Raw genomic sequence first — 19288 nt, forward strand, 5'->3', positions numbered from 1 at the left:
TCAGGCAAGCACCTTCTCCGCAGTCACGACCTTCCGTCCGATGCTTGCGTAATAATAGCCCAAGCCCTGCATGCTCTCTAATGAAAAACAATTCCGCCCATCGATCAAAATCGGTTGTTTCATCAGCCGCATCACTTTATGTAAATCCATCCACTTGATTTCTTCCCATTCCGTAAGGATGATGGCCGCATCGCTGTCAGTCACCGCCTCGTAAACGTCATTGACATACTCTACTCCGGCAGGCAGCCACTTGAGCGCTTCATATTGAGCAATCGGATCGTAGGCGGCAATGCATGCACCGCGCTTCATCAGCTCCGGAATTATCGTCAAGGAAGGCGCATAGCGCATATCATCCGTATTCGGCTTAAACGCCAATCCGAGAATAGCGATTTTGTAGCCGGAAATGTCGCCGAGCCCCTCTATCAATTTGTCGACAACGACCATGCGCTGCTTATCGTTCGTCTCGATGGCGGCTTGAATTAATCGCGCTTCGATTCCATTCTGTTCCGCAATGAATTTCAACGCCTCCGTATCTTTCGGGAAGCAGGAGCCTCCATACCCGATGCCCGCTTGCAGGAACTTGTCGCCGATGCGGCTGTCCAAGCCGATGCCGATTGCGATATCCGTCACATCGGCCCCCACGCGCTCGCAAATGTTGGCGATCTCGTTAATAAACGAAATTTTGATGGCCAAAAACGAATTCGCCGCATACTTAATCATTTCCGCACTCTCGATATCCGTAATGAATATTTTAGTATGCAACGGTTCATGCAGCCGCGCAATGGCCAACGCCGCTTCCGGATTGGAAGCTCCGATTACCGCCCGCTCCATCGACAGGCAGTCCTCGATTGCAGTGCCTTCCCGCAAAAACTCCGGATTGGAGACGACGTCATACTTCATGCTTTTATCTATCATATGTTCCCGGATTTCACGCGCTATCTTTTTGCCCGTTCCTACCGGAACCGTGCTTTTCGTCACGATGATTTTGTACCCGTTCAGCTGCTGTCCGATCGTTCGCGCCACCGCCATTACATAGGTCAGATCCGCTTCCCCGGTATCAGACATCGGCGTGCCGACCGCGATGTATATGATGTCCGCTTCACGGATCGCCTGAGCAATATCGGTTGTGAAGCGCAGCCTCCCTGACTTCACATTCGATTGCACCATGTCTGCCAAGCCAGGCTCGTAGATCGGGATCTCGCCGCGCTGAAGCTTGGCGATCTTGTTGCCGTCCACATCGCAGCAGATGACGTTATGCCCGATCTCGGCAAAGCAGGTTCCCGACACCAAGCCCACGTAGCCGGTCCCCAGCACACAAATGTTATTCATACGGATTACCTCCCGCTCCCGACGAGTTCTCTTTCATACAGCTCTTGCAAATAATGGAGCACATCCGCCCGCAAATCATCCCGCTGCAAAGCAAAATCAACAGTCGCTTTGATGAAGCCGAATTTGTCGCCGACGTCGTACCGAATCCCTTGAAAATTAAAGGCGAGCACGGCCTGCTCATAATTCAACGTTGAAATCGCATCGGTCAGTTGTATTTCTCCTCCGGTCGTCGGCTGCTGCTGTTCGAGAATATTGAAAATGTCAGGCGTCAAAATGTAACGTCCCATAATGGCAAAGGAAGAAGGGGCATGCTCGCGCAATGGTTTTTCCACAAAATGCGACACTCTCATTACATTAGGCTCCAGAGCTATGCCGCTGGGCGCTACGATTCCATACTTCGAAATATGCTGCTCCGGCACTTGCTGAACGCCGACAATCGGTTGTTCATACTTGTCATATATGCCGATGAGTTGTTTCAGGCAAGGCTTTTCAGACTGCACAATATCGTCGCCCAGTAAGACGGCAAACGGTTCATCGCCAATAAACTTCCGGGCGCACCAAATGGCGTGGCCCAATCCTTTCGGCTCGCCCTGGCGCACATAATGAATATGAGCGAGCTTGCAGATTTGCCTGATTTCACTCAGTTCCTTCCGCTTCTCTTTCTTCTCCAGCGTCTCTTCCAATTCAATGGCGCGGTCAAAATGATCCTCGATAGCGCGTTTTCCTCTGCCTGTCACAATCAAGATATCTTCGATCCCGGATTCGACGGCTTCTTCGATAATGTATTGAATGGTCGGTTTGTCTACGATGGGGAGCATTTCCTTCGGCTGCGCCTTCGTAGCCGGCAAAAAACGGGTTCCTAGTCCTGCCGCGGGAATGATTGCTTTCTTCAGTTTCATGTATGGCATCCTCCTTTTTCTTTACACCGATACCGAAGTAGATTGGGGCCTGTTCGTACGGGACTGCAGATCGCGGTAATAAGCATGAATGCGTCGTGTAACGATATCCTCGTTGAATTCCAGCTCGATGGATGCGCGGGCCATGCGGCCTATCCGCGCCCGCTGCGCATCATCGTTCAGGAGCAGCCCTAATTGCTGCGCAAGCAATTTCACATCTTTGTACGGAACGAGGACACCTGTCTCGTTATGACGAATCAGCTCCCGTGTTCCCAGCACATCAGTCGCCAGCACCGCCTTTTCAAACGACATGGCCTCCATCAATATTCTCGGGATTCCCTCTTTTTCCGAAGTCAGAACGACAGTATCCGCCATTTGAATGTATGGATAGATATCTGTGTGATAACCGATCCGCTGCACATAACGTTCCAATCCGAGCAGCTTGATTCTTGCTTCCACCTCTTGCTCCAATCCGCCCTTGCCGGCCAACAGACAGGCAAAATCAACTTGAAGCTCATCCTTGAGCCTCTTTAACCCGTCCAATAAAAAAAAGTGATTTTTAACCGGCTCGAAACGAGCTCCGACTAAAATCACTTTTTGATGCGGCCCGATATGATGCTGCAGCCTTAATTGTTCGATATCGGCGGCGCTGATCTTGCTGCGGCGGTTGTCAAGCAGCTCCAAATCGACTCCGTTGCCTTCATACAGTATTTTTTTTCTGGGCGCGTATTTTTTGATTTTGCTCATATCCTCCCGGTTTTGGGACGCAATCGCGTCACAGAACCAGGCCCCGATCCGTTCCATTTCGCGATACATCGTATTTTTCAGACGGCCCTGCCCTTCGTAGAATGGAAGGCCATGTGTCGTATGGACAATTAACGGCACACCGGCCAGCCAAGCGGCGATTCTGCCAATGACTCCGGCTTTGGCGTTATGGGTATGAACAATATCGTAACGTTCGCTTCGCAACAAGTGAACGAGGCGAGCAATTGCAACCATGTCGTTCCAAGGCGCTACCGTCTCTTTCATCGGGACAAAATGCAAGGTCATCGTATGCCGGCTCATCAAATCCGCATCATAGCCTTCCCTGGACGAAATCAGATGCAAATCGTAGCCTTTCTTTTGAATCAGCGCCAGTTTGTCGACCAATATACGATGACTTTTGGCATTCGTGCAGATGTGCGCCACTTTCTTCACTTGCGATCACGCTCCTGTTTTTTGCTTGGCTTCATAATGGACGAACCATTCGACAAATCGCTTCAAACCTTCATCTAGCGCAATCTCCGGCTCGAACTGAATGACGCGGCTCAATTCCGCAACATCGGCAAAGGTCTCGCAAACATCGCCATCCTGCATCGGCAGCAGGTTCAAGTCTGGCGTGCGGTGCAAATAGTCTCCGAGCAGCTGAATCATCCGCATCAATTCGACAGGCTGATGATTCCCTATATTGTATACACGGTATGGCGCATAACTGCTGCCCGGATCAGGGATTGCCCGATCCCAGTCTGGATTGGCTGCCGGGATATGCCCCATCAAGCGGAAGATCGATTCAACAATATCATCAACGTACGTAAAATCACGTTTCATGCGGCCATAATTATATACCGGTATCGGCTCCCCTGCCAAAATGAGTTTGGCAAATTTATAGTACGCCATATCCGGTCTTCCCCACGGTCCGTATACGGTGAAAAAACGAAGTCCCGTCGTCGGCAGAGCATATAAATGACTGTAGGTGTGCGCCATCAATTCATTCGCCTTTTTCGTCGCGGCATACAAGCTGACCGGGTGATTCACCGGATGCTGCACCGAGAACGGCATGGTTACGTTGGCCCCGTAGACAGAGCTCGAAGATGCATAGATAAGGTGGGAAATGCGATGATGGCGGCATGCTTCCAAGATGTGAATGAAGCCGACGATATTGGCGTCCACATACGCCTTCGGATTGTCAATACTGTAGCGCACTCCGGCCTGCGCGGCCAGATGAATGACGGTGTGAATCCGGCCGTTGCCCAAAAGCTTGAATAGCGCATCTCCGTCTTCCAGAGCAACCTGATGAAAATGAAAGTGGTCATACTGCTGCAGCAGCTCTAAACGGTCCCTCTTTAACTGCGGCGAATAGTAGTCATTCAAATTATCGATTCCCAATACTTCCTTTCCTTCATCAAGCAGTCTTTTGGCTGTATGAAAGCCGATAAAGCCTGCCGCTCCCGTAACTGCAATCACCATAGTTCCCTCCTATCTGTATTCCAGCACTTTGTCTTTGTTAGGTTCAACCGATTCGGGAGCAGGCTTCGTATACGAAGCATATATGTCTTCATGACGCTGAACCATGCTTTCCAGATTAAACAGTCGAATCGCCCTCTCCCGTCCGCGGGCCCCCATAAGGTGTTGTTGTGCCGGAGAGAGTGAAGCGTATTGGATGATGCATCCAAATAAAGAGTCCGGTTCTTGGGGCGGGCACAAAAAACCTGTTTCATCAGGAATGACGAGCTCGGAGCTGCCTCCCACATCCGTGCATACGACCGGAGCCGAAGCGGCCATTGCTTCAATGACGACACCGGGCAGCCCCTCCCAATTCGAGGCGAGCACCATAAGGTCGGCCCCCCACAGCAAACGATGCACATCGTCGCGCAATCCCAGCAGACAGAAACGGTCCTGTAATTGGTTGGCCTCAATCGCCGCCTCCAGCTCCTCCCTCATCTCCCCTTCCCCGGCGACAAGCCATTTGAAATCAAGTCCAGCCTTCCTTAATAAGGCGGCCGCTTCTATCGAGCACGTATGGCCCTTCTGTTCCTGCAGACGCCCTACCGATAAAATCATCAGCTGCCCGGATGCAATGCCCAGCTCCCGGCGAACGTCCGCTCTCGCGTCTTCATCCGGGCATACGAAAGGAGAGGCATCGATGCCATTGTAGATGACATGCAGTTTTTCGGGCGGAACAATGCGCGCTTTAATCATTCGCTGCGCCGCCAAGCGGCATATAATGGTGGTGGCGTCTGAAAAGCGATCCGTCCATCTTAGCAAGGCATCGCGGATCTCGAATCCGGCACGCCTTGTCTTCGCGGCCGAGCCGAAATAAGTGTTGCGTATGCTCGATATGATGGCAGGAACGCCGCACATGCGGCCGATAATGCGGCCGACAATGTTGGCATGGAACATAAATGAATGCAGGATATCCGGTTTGAATGTCCGAATCAGCCGGATAAGACCAAGTAAGGCAAGCACGTCCTTCTTCGAGGACATTTGCAACGACTCTACTTGCAGTCCGCTTTGCTTCATGATGTCCGCTACCGGTCCTCCCGGAAGCATAGAGACAATCACGATGTCATAACGTTCCTTCAGCGCATCGGTTAGACGATACAGCATCATTTCCGCTCCTCCGACATGAAGGCCGGAAATGAGAAACATAATTCTGGTTCTCCCCACCGCGTATCCCCTCCATTTCTCTTTAGCATTTTTGCAAGAAAAACCTGAGGCTGAGCCTCAGGCCCTTTTACGTGCGGCGGAATCGGCAGCGATATCTTAGGTTCAACTAGCTGCGACCGACTATCCTTTATACGATCATTCCGTAAGCGCTGAATACGGCCACTACGTCAAGATACTGCCACGTTACCGTCCCGTCCGTTATGGCGCCCGACGTTTGGGTCGGTGCGGTAGTTCCCGAAGTGCCCGCTTTTGTGCATTTATACACTTTTCCATTGGCATTGACCATCGCATTCACGTTGTAAGCGGTGTTCGGCTGCCAGAGCGTGTTGCAAGCCCGGCCTGCGGCCACGCATACCCAACCAATATATTGGCCGCTGACCGCCGCCTTGTTGCGAACCGTGTCACTGACTTTCCAAGCCCCGCCCGCAGGCGGAGCCGTCCCTTCGATTTCCCGCGCGTTCCATGAGTTTCCCGTGTCGGTACAGCGCACGACATCGCCGTTCACGAGCAGCACGCGATTGAACGACTCTTGCATCGCCTTGTTCATATTTCCCGTCATGATCAGGTTAACAATGGATTCGGAGTCGATATAGATGGCGGAGTTCACTTTCGCTCCGTCAGAGGATTGCATGACATTCCCCTCGATAATCAACTGTGTCATATGCAGCTTGATCAAGTTAATGCCGCCATAATATCTGTAATTGCGCAAAATGTTTCCTTTTACGCTGCCCTGCTCCCAATCCGTCCGGTAATCCGTTCCTTCCTTCGTCTGCGCCTCGCTCTCAATGAGTATGGAGCCTTTATTCGCGACGTTGCCGTTAATGGAGAAGGCATCGTTGCATGCGGCGCAAATGGCCACCAGATATGAATGATCGCCTGCAAAAAAAATATTGTTATTGGCGATGAGCGTCTGATCGAACCCGCGCACATCAATAGCCTCCGAAGGCGAAGGATGCGTGCTTTTCAATTCGTTGCCGACGATGGTGCATGTCTGCAATCCGTCTTCAAATGGAAGGGAGTTGGCCCCATACAAGGTAATAATATGCTTGGAACGAACCTGTATTGAATTGCCGGTGATGGCGATTTGACGATGTTTGCTGGTCGAAGCTCCTCGGGCCCCGTCTGGTTTGCATTCGAGGAACACATCGGGCTCACCGTCAATTTCGGCAACATTGTTCGCTATAACCACTTCCACCGCACCGTTAAACAGATCGATAACCTGCTTTTGCTTGGGCTTCAGCGATCCCTTCATGATGTTGCCAGATATAACGACACGCCGGCTATACAACTCCTCGACAACCGGTGTCGAATCCGGATTGGACGTACTAATCTTCAAGAAGCGGTGTGCGTTGACCACGTCAAACAGATTGTCAGTTATTTGAACATCGTAGCCACCATACATTTCAATCGATTGCGGATCGACCTGAAACCCGTTATAGTCCCCCGTAAACGAACAGCGTTGGATTCGGATTTTGGAGACGGTCTTGCCGTTCTGTGGATCTCCGGCATAAATCCGGGTTTGGTCGAACAGGCAATTCTCGATCGTAATTCCAGTTCCCTCCGTGATCCACACGCCGGGATTCAAATACGTGCCGGAACTCGTCTTGCCGGCAAATTTGATTCCGCGAATGATCGTATTGCTGCTCAGACTCAATCCCCCGATGACTACCGCGTCTTCACCGTAAATCAAGACGCCTTCCGGCAGCTTCGGGAAGTTCACTTCATAGCTGCCCGGCGGAAAATAGATGTTGCGCCCGATTTGCAGCGCATCGGTCAAAGCCTTCGTGTAATCATTGTCGGTGTCTTGTTTGTACCAGGTTACGTTAATTCCCCGCTGGATAAATTCCTGCAGGGGAAACGTGCCGTCCAGCTCCAATTCGGCCACGTCGCGCTGCAGCTTGGTTACGTCGTTGCTCATAGATGCCTGCTTGGCTCGAACTTCTTCCATGTGCTGTTGCACGGAAGCGATCCCGCTCCGGACCGTGCCGATGTGCCCATTCGCCGACGCGAGCCCGCATCGCAGCGTGCCGATATGTTCGTTCACGCTGCCGAAATCTTGTTTGACCCTATCGATTTCGGCGCAGGCGATATCAATTTTAACTAAATTTTCATTATATCTACAACGGTTTAAAAATAGACAGTTCCATAAATGCAGCTGGAGTTTATCCGTTTTCGGGCCCATATTGATTCCCCCTCACACCCAAGCAGTCGGGCTTCCTGCTATAAAATATGAGAGAGGGGGCATAATGGTATAGTTATCACACTATGGGCTTCCAGCCTATTTCGTCTGTTCCTCCAACCACGCTTGAAACATCAACACATCCCATAAATCGTATTGCCAATTCCGCTTGCCCTCCAGATGTTCCTTCCACCGCTGACGTATAGGTGCCGGATTCAAATATCCCTGCTGCCTCATCCTCGCTTCGCTCAGCAAATGCTCCGCCCATTCGCGCAGCGGTCCGCGCAGCCATGAACCGATGGGTACGCTGAAGCCCATCTTCGGCCGATTCATAATGCTTTCCGGCACATATTGATTCAATACTTGCCGCAACAGCCACTTTCCTTGACCGCCCTTAATCTTATATGTAACGGGTAACTGCCAAGCGAACTCCACAATCCGGTGATCCAGAAAAGGAATGCGGGATTCCAAACTGACGGCCATGCCGGCCCGGTCGACCTTGACCAAAATATCATCCGGCAAGTAGCTGATCATATCCAAATACATCATCTCATGCGAAAAATCGGAAAAAAATTGCTGCGGCACCGTTTCAAAAACCGTATCCAAGGCACAGCTTCCGATAACGATGGAGTGATCCTTCCAGTGTGAAATCATGTACCGGTAAAATTGGCGGGAATTCAGGCTGCTGTCTTTGATCAGTTCCGCCAGACGGTACATTTTGTCCCCTGCCGTTCCCGGCACGGTAGCCCGTTTCTTGAGCGGAGACCACCAACGCGATAATTGATTCCATGTGGAGACCGGAATCGAGTGAATGATTTTGGAAGCGCCGATACGGCCGAATACCGGCACTTTGTTCAATTTGCTCCATATATCCTTCGTGATGAAATATCGCTTATATCCCCCGAACAGCTCATCCCCTCCATCTCCGGACAAACTGACCGTTACATGCTTGCGGGCGAGCTCCGAGACCAGATAGGTCGGAATTTGCGAAGAATCCGAAAATGGCTCGTCATACAAACGGGGCAATTTAGGAATGACGTTCATCGCTTCCTGCGGCGTGACATACAGCTCCGTATGATCGGTGCCAAGATGACGGGCTACTTCCTTGGCATGCACCGCCTCATTGTATCCTTCCTCGTGAAAGCCGATTGTAAAGGTCTTCACCTTTTGCGAGCTTTGCGCTTGCATGATGGAAACGATGGTCGAAGAGTCGATTCCTCCCGACAAAAAAGCGCCGATCGGGACATCCGATACCATTTGCCCCCAGATTGACCGGCGCAGCAGCGCATCCAACTGCTTCACCGCCTCTTGCTCGCTTATGTCGATTTTGTGGCCTTGACCATTCTGAACCGCTTGTTCCACCGTCCAATAAGACTGTATATCATGCGTTCCAGACCGCGTATCGTAAGTCAACATCGTTCCCGGCGGCAGCTTGCGGCAATTTTGAAAGATCGTATACGGCGCTGGAATATAGCAATGCTGCAAATACAAGCCGATGGCATCCCGGTCGATCTGATTCACAAATTGGGGATGCGCCTGCAGCGCCTTTAATTCCGAACCGAACAAAAACTCATTCTGTTGTCCAAAAGCATAATAGACCGGTTTTTCCCCCATCCGATCCCGGACCAGATGCAATTTCTTATCCTTGCGATCATACAGCGCAAATCCGAACATGCCCGTGAACCGGTGCACGGCACGGTATACCCCTAACTTTTCAATGGCTGCCAGCATCGTTTCCGTATCGGAATGACCGCGCAATTGGGAATATAGTTCAGGCGCGGTTGATTGCAGCCACGTCTGAATTTCCTTGTAGTTGTATATTTCGCCGTTAAACACGATGACATAGCGGCCGCTGGGAGAAAGCATCGGTTGTCGTCCGTGTTCGGACAGATCGATAATGGACAGTCTGCGGTGGCCGAGCCCGATGGTTCCATCGCTATCTTCCCCCCACCATCCGCAGGCATCCGGTCCGCGATGGACAATCCGATCCGTCATGGCTTTAATCGTTGCTTCCATCTTGGCCATAGTGAGCGGCGCATTCCGAGCGACAAATCCGACAATTCCACACATCCGATATAACTCCCCTTTAAGTGCGTATTCAACCTCTTTAATGGATTAAATTAATCTTTCGGCTTTTTTTTCGGCTGCTTTGCTCCTGCCTATATTCATGAGCATGAGCGCGAGCCCTAATCCGATTGCGTATGTAAAGGCGGATTGAAAGGCCATCTGCGGATCGCTGTACATAATGCGGAACGCGAAATACAGTATCCAATGAACTCGGTAAATGACGATGAACCCGTTTTTATTTGCCGAAAACATCCGTTCCATCAAAACAAGCACGCCGCCAAAAGCGAATCCGAGAATGGCGACACCCGCTATCCCTAGATTGAAATAACCGAAGGACACGAAATCGACAGGCGTCGTGCCTTTCGTCTGGAACATCCACGTATTCAGCTCGGACACCGTCTCCGGGAGATTGAGCGGAATGAGCCGGGACGGCACCAGATGAAGCGCGCCGAGCGGAATATCCACGAAGAACCGATACATATTCTCATATGGAAACGTCTGTATGGCATTCGCTAACGTCACATAGGGGAATGAGAACTCCAGCAGCACTTTGGAAATAATGTTGCCCGCTTCCGAGCCGATATTGGTCAGCTGGTTGCCAACACCTTCGGGATAAATAAAATAATTGAAAATTTGTTTTCCAAACAAGACGATGAGGACGAAAAAAAAACCAAACCCGAAAATGAGTTTGATATTCCATGCTTTATTTCGGACGACATTGACCAGCGGGAACGTAATTAAATAGGAGACCATCTCCATTCTTCCTGCTTTATGGAACAGCAGCACCATCGACAAGCCGAAGGTGAGCAAAAAGCATAAACGTGACCACGCGCGGATCCTGGAGCGCTCCGCTTCCTTGGCCAACGCAAAAAAACATAAGGAGGCTGCCATAATGAACGTCGACAGGTTTTTGAAAAAGAGCCATTTTGATTCAATAAAATCAGTGCCGGAACGAAGCAAAATAGCATATTCGAACAATTTGGACCATCCGCCGATGGAGGACGTATAAATGACAAAGCTGATGAGGCCGATACAGGCGATTAAAGCGGAAGCAGCGAATAGACCGCTCTCCTGTAATGGCTCCAGCCTATCGAGCCGCTCCCGCTGCATGCCGTCAGCCTGACCTTGGCGTAAGCGCGAGCACGTGAAATAACCGGCCGCGATAAACAGATAACCGGCCAGACTGCACAATGATGCGTAGAAGTATGAGGTTGAAGAGAAGGAATTCTTCAGAATCCAGCTCCAGCTATCCAGTTCGTCAGGGAGTAAAAAAGCGCAATAAATCGGGATGACACTGAAGCATACAAAATAGATGCCGCTGACGGCAGCCAAAAAATCAAACGGGCCATTTCTTTTTTTTCTAACCTGTTCCATGACCAGGATGACTCCTCCGAGCAGCATCGCAACAGGTACGGCCAGCCACCCCATTTTTGTTCTCCTCCCCTCAGATCGCAACAAATAAATCCGTATATCGGTCCACAATCCGTTCAATATCGAATTTTTCCGCGTGGGTTCGCAGCTTCATGAAGTCAGAGGGATCAGGGGAAGACAATTTGGCATAAATGCCATCAGCCAACTGCTCGGCATCTCCGATCGGCACCACTTTCCCGTACGTCCCTTCTTCCAGCACGTCCGGAACGCCTGCGCAATTGGTAGACACGATTGGAAGCCCTAGCGCCATTGCTTCGAGCAAGACGTTAGGCAAGCCTTCATATTTGGAAGACAATATAAATAAATCGGATTGTCTCATATACATATACGGATTCTCGACAAAGCCCACAAAATCGATATGCTCCGAAATATGAAGCTGTTGCGCCAACGCAGTAAGCTTCTCGTATTGACTGCCGGTTCCCAAAATAATCATCCGGCAATTCATTCTTTTGTGCACGAGCGCGAACGAATGAAGCAAGGTGATATGGTCTTTTTGCTCTTCCAGACGTCCCGCGCTTAAGATGACTGGCATTGTTTTATCGGATAACCACCTATGGTTCACCTGTTCCTGCGCATGTTTCCGAATTTCATGCAGTACGACCGGATTGTGAATAATCGTAATTTGTCGCGCTTGGATCTGCTCATTGGATTGCAAAATATCGTTCTTCATATCATTCGACAGGGCGACGATCTGATCGGCCCTGGGATAATACCATTTGAATAATAACCGGTGCAGCTTGCTGCGGCGTTTCAACTCCTGGCTGGGCATATTGGCCTCGCGTACGATGACCTTCGGGTTCCCCTTCAAGAACGGCTTAATCGCCAGCAAAGCGATGTTCAGATGCATTAACGTAGACATAATGACATCCGGCTGAATGCGATTGATTTCATTGACGAGTTTAATCATGCTGTAACGCACTTGGGAAACGCCAAGATCGGTAACGGCTATATCCTCCGGCAAATGGGATACAAACGGCCCATGCAGAGACAGCGTCATAAAACAAGGGCTGACGCGCTCCCTATCGATATGCTTCAATAAATTAACAACAACTCGCTCGGCACCGCCGCCATGCAAATTGGGCGTAATAAAAAGCACTTTTTTCTTCATATCCAGCTCCTTTTGGTCATGCCGTCACATGGGAAATCAAGTAGCGATACTTCCCTGAAGCTTGCGGAGATATAACCTCAACGTGCTCATATGTAATATCGCAGCCTTCACCAAGCACAGCCTTGAATTGATCGTTAATTTTCCGGATTTCGGCAGCATATCCGCTTAAACCGACCTCGGGATGCTTTAGCACGACGAAAACCTTCACTTGTTCGTACGCTTCCTGAATAATCTGATATTGCTTAACCCAATCCTGATAAAAGAAGAGCTGGCTGAAATAGGTCCCTTGAATTTTCGTTCCGTTCGCATTGATGAAGGTATCGCTAATTCTGCCGGTCACTTCTTTCAGCAGCTTGAACGGCCGGCCGCACGTGCAGCTCTCATCAGACCAGACGCCCAGATCGCCGATTCGGTATCGTATCAGCGGCATCGACAAGTTGCACAGAGGCGTTACGACAATCTCCCCGACTTCATGCGGAGCGGCCGGCGTCCCATCCTCGCGCAGCACTTCTACATAATGGGTTAGCCCCGATACGTGCAATCCCTTATGATGCTCGCACTCGCAGGCAATGTCGCCCACCTCGCGCGAACCGTAACGGTTATAGACTTTCGTTTGAAAGACGCGTTCAATCGTTTGCCGCATATGGGGAAACAACACGCCAGCCGTCGTCATAATCGCATCGGGATGATGGATCGGGAGCTGATGGCGCTCGATATATTGGGCCAGCTCGTATATGCTTTCCACATAGGCCAATATTTGCTTCGGTTTGTATTCATTAATGCTATCGACAGCCAATCTTACCCGTTCTTCATCCATGCGGTACGCATTGATCCACCTTTCATTGCGCATCCATCTTCCAACATGAGTTCGCATCGTTTCTTTGCCTGCGAGCAGGTCGCGCATCGATCCCCATAACCGTATTTGCCGGTCTCCCGGCAGCCGCCCCGTCCACTGGTCATAGAGCAATTTCAACGATAGCATCCAAGACATCGTATCATCGTCTTGAATGAATCGGACCGGCTCGCCCGTCGATCCTCCGGACGTTTCTTCAAACCATTTCCGCGCTTGTATATCTGTTGATATCAATTGCCCGTAATGCTCCCGCATAATATCTTTCGTAAGCAGCGGAATTTGCATAAAGCGGGGCCAATCGATCATGTTGTTATGAATAAGTTCGTTTACACTGATTTTGTCGCGGTAAAAGGGAACCTGTTGGCAAGCATGCTGAAGCAAGGCGCTCAGCTTCTTATGCACGTATTGCTGGTATTGCTTAGGCTCGAGCCACTGATTCCGATGCAGCGTTTTATATTTACCGAACACATCCTTTTGTCTATACAACCGAATTCGAGTCAACCCTTTTTTCAGCGGATTCAATACCATTGCCTTCTTCTCTTCCTTTCTCTATTAATAAGCTGCGTTTGCGCGCGACGATCATCATAGACGCAACCAAGCCCAGATTCATTACGACTCCCACCAAGCTATATAGCGCAATGCTCAGCAGCGGGCTGTTATATGCGTATCCGCTGAATAAAGCCGCTACCCGAAGCAGAAGCGAAATGATCTCATACACGAGCAAATGCTTTTGCAAATTAAAGAGCTGACCGGTTACAAAGGCAGGCGGCATAAAGAAATTCACAAACCACCAGCACACCATCCACCGGGCATACTCTCCCGCTTCGTACCACGTTCCTCCGAGCGCGAATGCGAATAATTCCGGCGCGAACGCCACTGTGGCGAGCACAGGGACAATGCCGGCGCCAATCAGCGCCAAGGTCGTCTTTTTCAGCAGACCGAACAAAGGCATTCCTTGATTATGCAGTTCTGACGCCTGTTGAAAATAAACGTTGCGAACCGATTCGCTTATGACATAAATGGGCAGCTGCAGCATGCGAAGAGATAATCCGTACAGCCCGACGACAGCCGGTCCGAAGAACACGGCAAGCAAGAAGGGGGTCATATTTTGGGCGACCGAATTCACTATCGTCTGCGGCATGTTATACAACGGATACTGTTTAAATTTGCGGGCTTGCTCCTTCATCGCCGCCACGTTCGTTTCTGTAATGAACTTGGCCTTGTCCTCCTTCCACACCTGGAAGAAGAGCACTCCGGAAGCGAGCATTTGACCCGCGAATTGCCCGAGAACGAGCCCGATCGAACCCAACCCGGTTATACCGCCCGTCAATTGCATGCCAGTAACACCCGTCGAGCGAAAGATTTGCGAGATGGACTGCCTTTTATATTTTTTGTTCCGCGTGCACCAATAACTAAAGCATTGATACCCTCCGATAGAAAATACAGTGAGCGGCAGCCATACCGTCCATACGGCATCCATGCGCGGAACGCCAAACCAATTGCCGATATACGGCCCTATAATCAGCATCAGAAGCCCGGTGCCAAGCGTTGTAAGCAGCAGCGCGATCATCGATACATTAACGAGATTAACGCTATCTTTTTCCCGCTCGGGAACGACTATGGACATTTCATATTTCCAACACGCGGTCACAGAGAACAAACTGACGAATGCCGTATATATGGAGAAAACTCCGAATTGCTCCGGCGTATACAATCGGCTTAGCAATGGGGCCGCTGCAATCGCAATGCCTTGTGACAATGCGGTTCCTGACATGAGAACGGCGGCATTTTTGAACAGCTTGCTTTTAGGAAGCGCCAAGATGGACAATTTCCAACACCTACAATCCCGATATATTTGCATGAATCCGCAGAGCACTTGCAGCACAAGGCACATTGTTAAATCGCTTTAACTTCATACGTTGTCCGACAAGCCGTCATCATGCAAACTGGGGCATTTAACCCCTCCTCACGCCACACCCTCGACGATGAACGTCTAAGGCCCACGCTTGCCCACAGCATGGCCGAGTGCCTACAATGATAAAGGTATAGTAGGCATTACCTTATGATAGTCCGGCTAATGGACTGACCCAATTAATCACGAAGCATTAACAATAGTCGTACCACTCCGATTTATATATTTTCTCCTGCCCGTTCAAGACGGTGCCCAGCAGATTTGCTTTCACGATTTCGAATTGCTGCTTCGCCTTTTTTACCGCCTGCGCTTTCGTCTTGCCAGCCAGGACGACGAGCACGGCCCCGTCACATTTATTTGCTATAATTTTGGAGTCGACTACGGGCAAGACCGGCGGGCAATCAACCAGCACGACATCGAAGCTCTGCTGCAATTGCCGCAGGCAATCCGTCATTGGCTGGCTGGAGAGCAATTCGGCCGGATTATCCGGGATTGCGCCTGCCGGAAGCGTCCATAAATGCTCGATTTCCGTTTCCCGCAGCACTTGATCCAGAACGGTCGTTTCATTTAGAAGCGATGACAGCCCCAAGCTTTTGCCAACATTGAACACTTGATGGATGGCAGGCCGCCGCAAATCCGCATCTACAATGACGGTCCGTCTTCCTTCCATTGCAAAGGAGACCGCCAAATTGATGACAGTTGTCGTCTTGCCTTCTCCTTGATTCGCCGATGTGACAGCAAGACTTTTCAGATTCCCTTCATTCAGCAACTGCCCAATATTGGTCCTTAACTGACGGTAATGCTCGGATACGTAAGATTGGGGGTCGTCTCTAGTAATGAATGCCGGTTTACGCATTTGTCGAAACATTGGTACGCTCACCCGCCTTTTTGTGCGTGATGGAAGACTGACGATGTTTTGCAAAGTTGGAGGATTTTCCGTTTATTTTGGGAATGACGGCCAATGTCGGCAAAGACATCAGCTGCTGCAGCTCCTCTTCCTCGTGTATGGAATCATCAAAGCATCCTCGTACGAGGATGACCCCGATGCTTATCATGAACGAGAGTATGAAGGCTATTAACGCATTGAGGATAACGTTCGGCTTCACCGGTCCTGGATCAAGCGCGGGATCGGCCGGATTTAATATCGTTACATTGTCCACATGCATCAAGCCGGGTATTTTTTTCATGAATTGCTCTGCAATGCCGTTGGCGATTTTACTGGCCAGCTCATAAGAAGAGGCTTCGGCGCTAATGGTCATCACTTGGGTCTTATTCGTCGAGCTTACCGTGACACTGTCGCGCAATTTTTTGCTGTTCATATTAAGATCGGGATATTTCGCCAGGACGTCTTTAATCATCCAGTCGGTTTTAATCAATTCTTTATATGTGGAAATTAATTGCATATTCGCTTCTAAATCATTCAGGTCAAGCGTGCTTTCCCCTTCGACGATCCTCGTTTTATTTACAATCAGCTTCGTGGACGCTTCATAGACCGGAGGCACCATAGCCATGCTGCTGTACAGTGTTCCGCCGGTGCAAATCACTACAAAGAGCGCAATGATCCACAACTTCTTCCTCAGCATGCGCAGCATCGTCTTCATGTCCAATTCCCTCATTGCCTTACTTTCCTCCTTATCGAAAAAACGTATCGACGATTTACTGCAATTCGGCATTATTTCTATCATGGTTTTCTTTGACGAGTTGATTGAACTGCAAAATTTTTATGTGGTAAAATAGACTGGAATTTGGTTGCAAATAATAGACCGGCATTAACTTGTACAACTCGTGAATGTTGAACTGAGCTGGACACAACGTCGCGATGGGTTCATTTATAGGAAGCCGCACATCGTTCTGTGTTTTTTAAGCTCACATGCTCCATAACTTCATCCTCTGCTTGATATAAAAGTGATGGTGCTGATCATTGCAGCATGGCATAATGAGACTTAATGTTACATCAATATTTTTTGGATACATTATGTATCAAATCACCTCTTTACTTTACGATACAATTTGTAACACGTCAATCCTTTTCTTCTATTTTTTTGTTATTTTAGATACGATTTGTTTCATAGTAATTGGATTTGGATTCAAAAGGGGGTTATTCAAATGAGCACCGGAATCCGCATTGCGGAGCTGCGCGAAGGAAAGGGATGGACTCAAGAAGAGTTGGCTGAATTGCTTGGAATTACGCGGGCTGCGTTATCTCATTATGAGAAAGATCGCCGTAAACCCGACTTTGAAACGTTGACGAAATTAGCGGATCAATTTGAGGTTTCCATCGATTATTTGGTCGGGCGTCTGTCCAGTCCGAACGGACAGGCGACGCAAGAGGTACTTATGTTTGCAGACGGGCTTGAACTGTCGGATGAGGAGCTGCTCAAAAAGTTTCGGCTTACTGTGGATGGCCGTGAATTAACGGAGGACGAAGCGCGCCGATTCATCGCTTTCGTGCGAGCGGAACGCTCTATGCGGCCATAGATAAGTGCTGCAAATATAAAGCCCCCCCGCTATCAAAATAGAGCGGGGGTGAGGTCCATTGGCTTGATTCGGGAATGAACCCGATGATGAAGATATTTTTTTTCGCTGTTTTCATATCGACGCCTTGTACAGCTCATGCAATTGTTGTTGACCGGCGTTTGGGGAAGACTTCCTGATGATGACCTCCCCGGTCCGTTCACTGATTTCCACATCCAGCGTATCACCGAATTCCACATCCAGCTTGTCCAGCATATCCTTTGTAAAAACACCGTAACTGTTCCCGATTCGCATAAGCTTACGCTTCAATTCGTTGCACTCCTTTCATTACTCGTTGGGGCTCCATCGGCAGCTTGCCATGAGATTCGCGGGGCATGGCCGGAGCATAGATGGCATATCCGTCAACGGCCATCATCTGCTTGTTCTGCTTCGCTTCGGCGATCAACCGGGCCGCCAGCTCCTTGTAGCGCCTCCGGTTCGGCAGTCCCGTCAAGTCATCGTGGTATGTCAAGTAATTATAGCGCCCCTCCGACTCGACCCTTTCCGTAATATCACGAAATTGCCCGAAAGCCCCGATTCGATTGCCATGCTCATCCATGATGGGAAGAGCGTCGAATAGACATACCTGTTTTGCTCCGGTTGCCATGTGGCACACGACCATCTCAATCTCCTCGCAGGTCTTGCCGGTTCGGATGACCTTCTCGATATAAGGCCCCATGGGTTTCATCTCCCATACCGGCTGCTGTATCAGATCGTTCCGGGATAGACCCGTCCATCGCTCTGCATATGAATTGAATTCGGTAATTCGCCCGTATCGATCCGTAACGATAATGCCATTGCGCGTCGTATCCATCATAATATGGTTCAAAATGTTCAACTTGCGGTTCTGCCTGCGCAAGAGCAGCTCGCGTTCAATCGAGTCGGCCACGGTAACGAGCATCGCCATAAAATAGGGATGTGCATGCTCCATGGACGTCATCATCGACACCGTGCCGAGCAGGTTATTCTCGTCCGTGGCGCCAAAGGGAACGGAATAACAGGCTTTGTCGTGAAAGCAATGGTGAAAATGCTGCTCTCCAGCAAGCTGCACAGGCCTTCTATATGTCTTCGCAAGAGTGATGCTGTTCGTTCCGCATGCTTCTCCGGTGAATTGCACTCCCGCTTCGATGCCGAGCTGCCGCCAGCTGCTGCATCGTCTCGTCCCCCGCCATGTCGAGCTCACAGCCGTTCTCATCCGAGATGACGATGACAATTGGGGTGCCGGCGAGCTGCGTAATTAATCTGCCCGTGAAAAAGCGAACGATAGTCAACATTTCTTCATATAAAATCCGTTTGTGCATTAGCTCCGACGGGCCTAGCGCGGATCTGAACCGAGGAAGCAATGCCGGCTTGAGCCTCATGTCCCCAAAATCGATCTCATTGCCTTCCCTCCGCGTGTTGAATTCGAAGCATAACCTTCTTACCGCACCCAGGCTCACTGGCGATGTCGATTTCCGCTCCCGCATAATTAATACGCTTTAATTATTGAAGGGCTCTCGATTTTGATAGGAGCTCCTCTAGTCCCTCTCTCGTTCACCGATGGTCATTCAGCTGTGCCTTGTTTCGTTTATCT

At 50.0% G+C, this 19288-nt stretch carries 17 protein-coding genes; 1 reads left to right on the plus strand and 16 read right to left on the minus strand.

The features are described 5' to 3' along the window. The 13 genes from tuaD to JSQ80_RS06235 all read right to left on the minus strand — a co-directional run bounded on the left by tuaD (window position 1) and on the right by JSQ80_RS06235 (window position 16817). The gene (gene tuaD / locus JSQ80_RS06175) at window positions 1-1329 is read right to left on the minus strand and encodes a UDP-glucose 6-dehydrogenase TuaD (RefSeq protein WP_206094727.1); all 1329 of its coding nucleotides are present in this window, start codon (window positions 1327-1329) and stop codon (window positions 1-3) included. A gap of 5 nt (window positions 1330-1334) precedes the next feature. Beyond that, the gene (gene galU, locus JSQ80_RS06180; protein WP_206094728.1) at window positions 1335-2228 is read right to left on the minus strand and encodes a UTP--glucose-1-phosphate uridylyltransferase GalU; all 894 of its coding nucleotides are present in this window, start codon (window positions 2226-2228) and stop codon (window positions 1335-1337) included. 21 nt (window positions 2229-2249) lie between these two features. After that, window positions 2250-3422 carry a glycosyltransferase family 4 protein gene (locus JSQ80_RS06185; protein WP_087435801.1) on the minus strand — a complete coding sequence of 391 codons (1173 nt, stop codon included), beginning with the start codon at window positions 3420-3422 and terminating at the stop codon, window positions 2250-2252. A 6-nt stretch (window positions 3423-3428) separates the two neighbouring features. Then, entirely contained in the window at window positions 3429-4451 is a 1023-nt protein-coding gene (locus tag JSQ80_RS06190) for an NAD-dependent epimerase (RefSeq protein WP_206094729.1), read from the minus strand. Between the two features lie 9 nt (window positions 4452-4460). After that, window positions 4461-5651 carry a glycosyltransferase gene (locus JSQ80_RS06195; protein WP_206094730.1) on the minus strand — a complete coding sequence of 397 codons (1191 nt, stop codon included), beginning with the start codon at window positions 5649-5651 and terminating at the stop codon, window positions 4461-4463. A gap of 127 nt (window positions 5652-5778) precedes the next feature. Further along, window positions 5779-7833 (minus strand): carbohydrate-binding protein, encoded by a 2055-nt coding sequence (locus JSQ80_RS06200; RefSeq protein WP_206094731.1) that lies wholly within the window; start codon window positions 7831-7833, stop codon window positions 5779-5781. Between the two features lie 96 nt (window positions 7834-7929). Further along, complete coding sequence (gene asnB, locus JSQ80_RS06205; RefSeq protein ID WP_206094732.1) at window positions 7930-9900, minus strand: asparagine synthase (glutamine-hydrolyzing); 1971 nt, start codon at window positions 9898-9900, stop codon at window positions 7930-7932. Between the two features lie 45 nt (window positions 9901-9945). Next, window positions 9946-11325 carry a hypothetical protein gene (locus JSQ80_RS06210; protein WP_206094733.1) on the minus strand — a complete coding sequence of 460 codons (1380 nt, stop codon included), beginning with the start codon at window positions 11323-11325 and terminating at the stop codon, window positions 9946-9948. Window positions 11326-11341: 16 nt separating this feature from the next. Continuing rightward, window positions 11342-12436 carry a glycosyltransferase gene (locus JSQ80_RS06215; protein ID WP_206094734.1) on the minus strand — a complete coding sequence of 365 codons (1095 nt, stop codon included), beginning with the start codon at window positions 12434-12436 and terminating at the stop codon, window positions 11342-11344. A 16-nt stretch (window positions 12437-12452) separates the two neighbouring features. Next, a complete protein-coding gene (locus tag JSQ80_RS06220) occupies window positions 12453-13811 on the minus strand; it encodes a phenylacetate--CoA ligase family protein (RefSeq protein WP_206094735.1) in 1359 nt (452 codons plus the stop codon). Beyond that, window positions 13768-15117 (minus strand): lipopolysaccharide biosynthesis protein, encoded by a 1350-nt coding sequence (locus JSQ80_RS06225; protein ID WP_206094736.1) that lies wholly within the window; start codon window positions 15115-15117, stop codon window positions 13768-13770. Before JSQ80_RS06225 ends, JSQ80_RS06220 begins: the two co-directional genes overlap by 44 nt. Before the next feature lie 277 nt (window positions 15118-15394). Then, window positions 15395-16069, minus strand: coding sequence for a CpsD/CapB family tyrosine-protein kinase (locus tag JSQ80_RS06230; RefSeq protein WP_206094737.1), 675 nt, complete (start codon window positions 16067-16069; stop codon window positions 15395-15397). Further along, entirely contained in the window at window positions 16050-16817 is a 768-nt protein-coding gene (locus JSQ80_RS06235; RefSeq protein WP_206094738.1) for a YveK family protein, read from the minus strand. Before JSQ80_RS06235 ends, JSQ80_RS06230 begins: the two co-directional genes overlap by 20 nt. Window positions 16818-17307: 490 nt before the next feature. On the opposite strand from JSQ80_RS06235, the gene JSQ80_RS06240 reads away from it, so the two are divergent. Beyond that, window positions 17308-17679 (plus strand): helix-turn-helix domain-containing protein, encoded by a 372-nt coding sequence (locus JSQ80_RS06240; RefSeq protein ID WP_206094739.1) that lies wholly within the window; start codon window positions 17308-17310, stop codon window positions 17677-17679. Between the two features lie 111 nt (window positions 17680-17790). On the opposite strand, the gene JSQ80_RS06245 is transcribed toward JSQ80_RS06240, so the two are convergent. From JSQ80_RS06245 to JSQ80_RS28930, 3 genes are all read right to left on the minus strand, one after another. Further along, window positions 17791-17985, minus strand: coding sequence for an AbrB/MazE/SpoVT family DNA-binding domain-containing protein (locus tag JSQ80_RS06245; RefSeq protein WP_240463571.1), 195 nt, complete (start codon window positions 17983-17985; stop codon window positions 17791-17793). Continuing rightward, window positions 17975-18658 carry a PAS domain S-box protein gene (locus tag JSQ80_RS28925; protein WP_336245839.1) on the minus strand — a complete coding sequence of 228 codons (684 nt, stop codon included), beginning with the start codon at window positions 18656-18658 and terminating at the stop codon, window positions 17975-17977. The genes JSQ80_RS06245 and JSQ80_RS28925 overlap by 11 nt, the downstream gene beginning before the upstream one ends. 115 nt (window positions 18659-18773) lie before the next feature. Then, window positions 18774-19181: a hypothetical protein gene (locus JSQ80_RS28930; RefSeq protein ID WP_240463572.1), complete on the minus strand. Its 408-nt coding sequence runs from the start codon at window positions 19179-19181 to the stop codon at window positions 18774-18776. Window positions 19182-19288 lie beyond the last annotated feature (107 nt).

The organism is Paenibacillus apiarius, from assembly GCF_017052585.1.
GTDB classification, from domain to species: domain Bacteria; phylum Bacillota; class Bacilli; order Paenibacillales; family Paenibacillaceae; genus Paenibacillus_B; species Paenibacillus_B apiarius.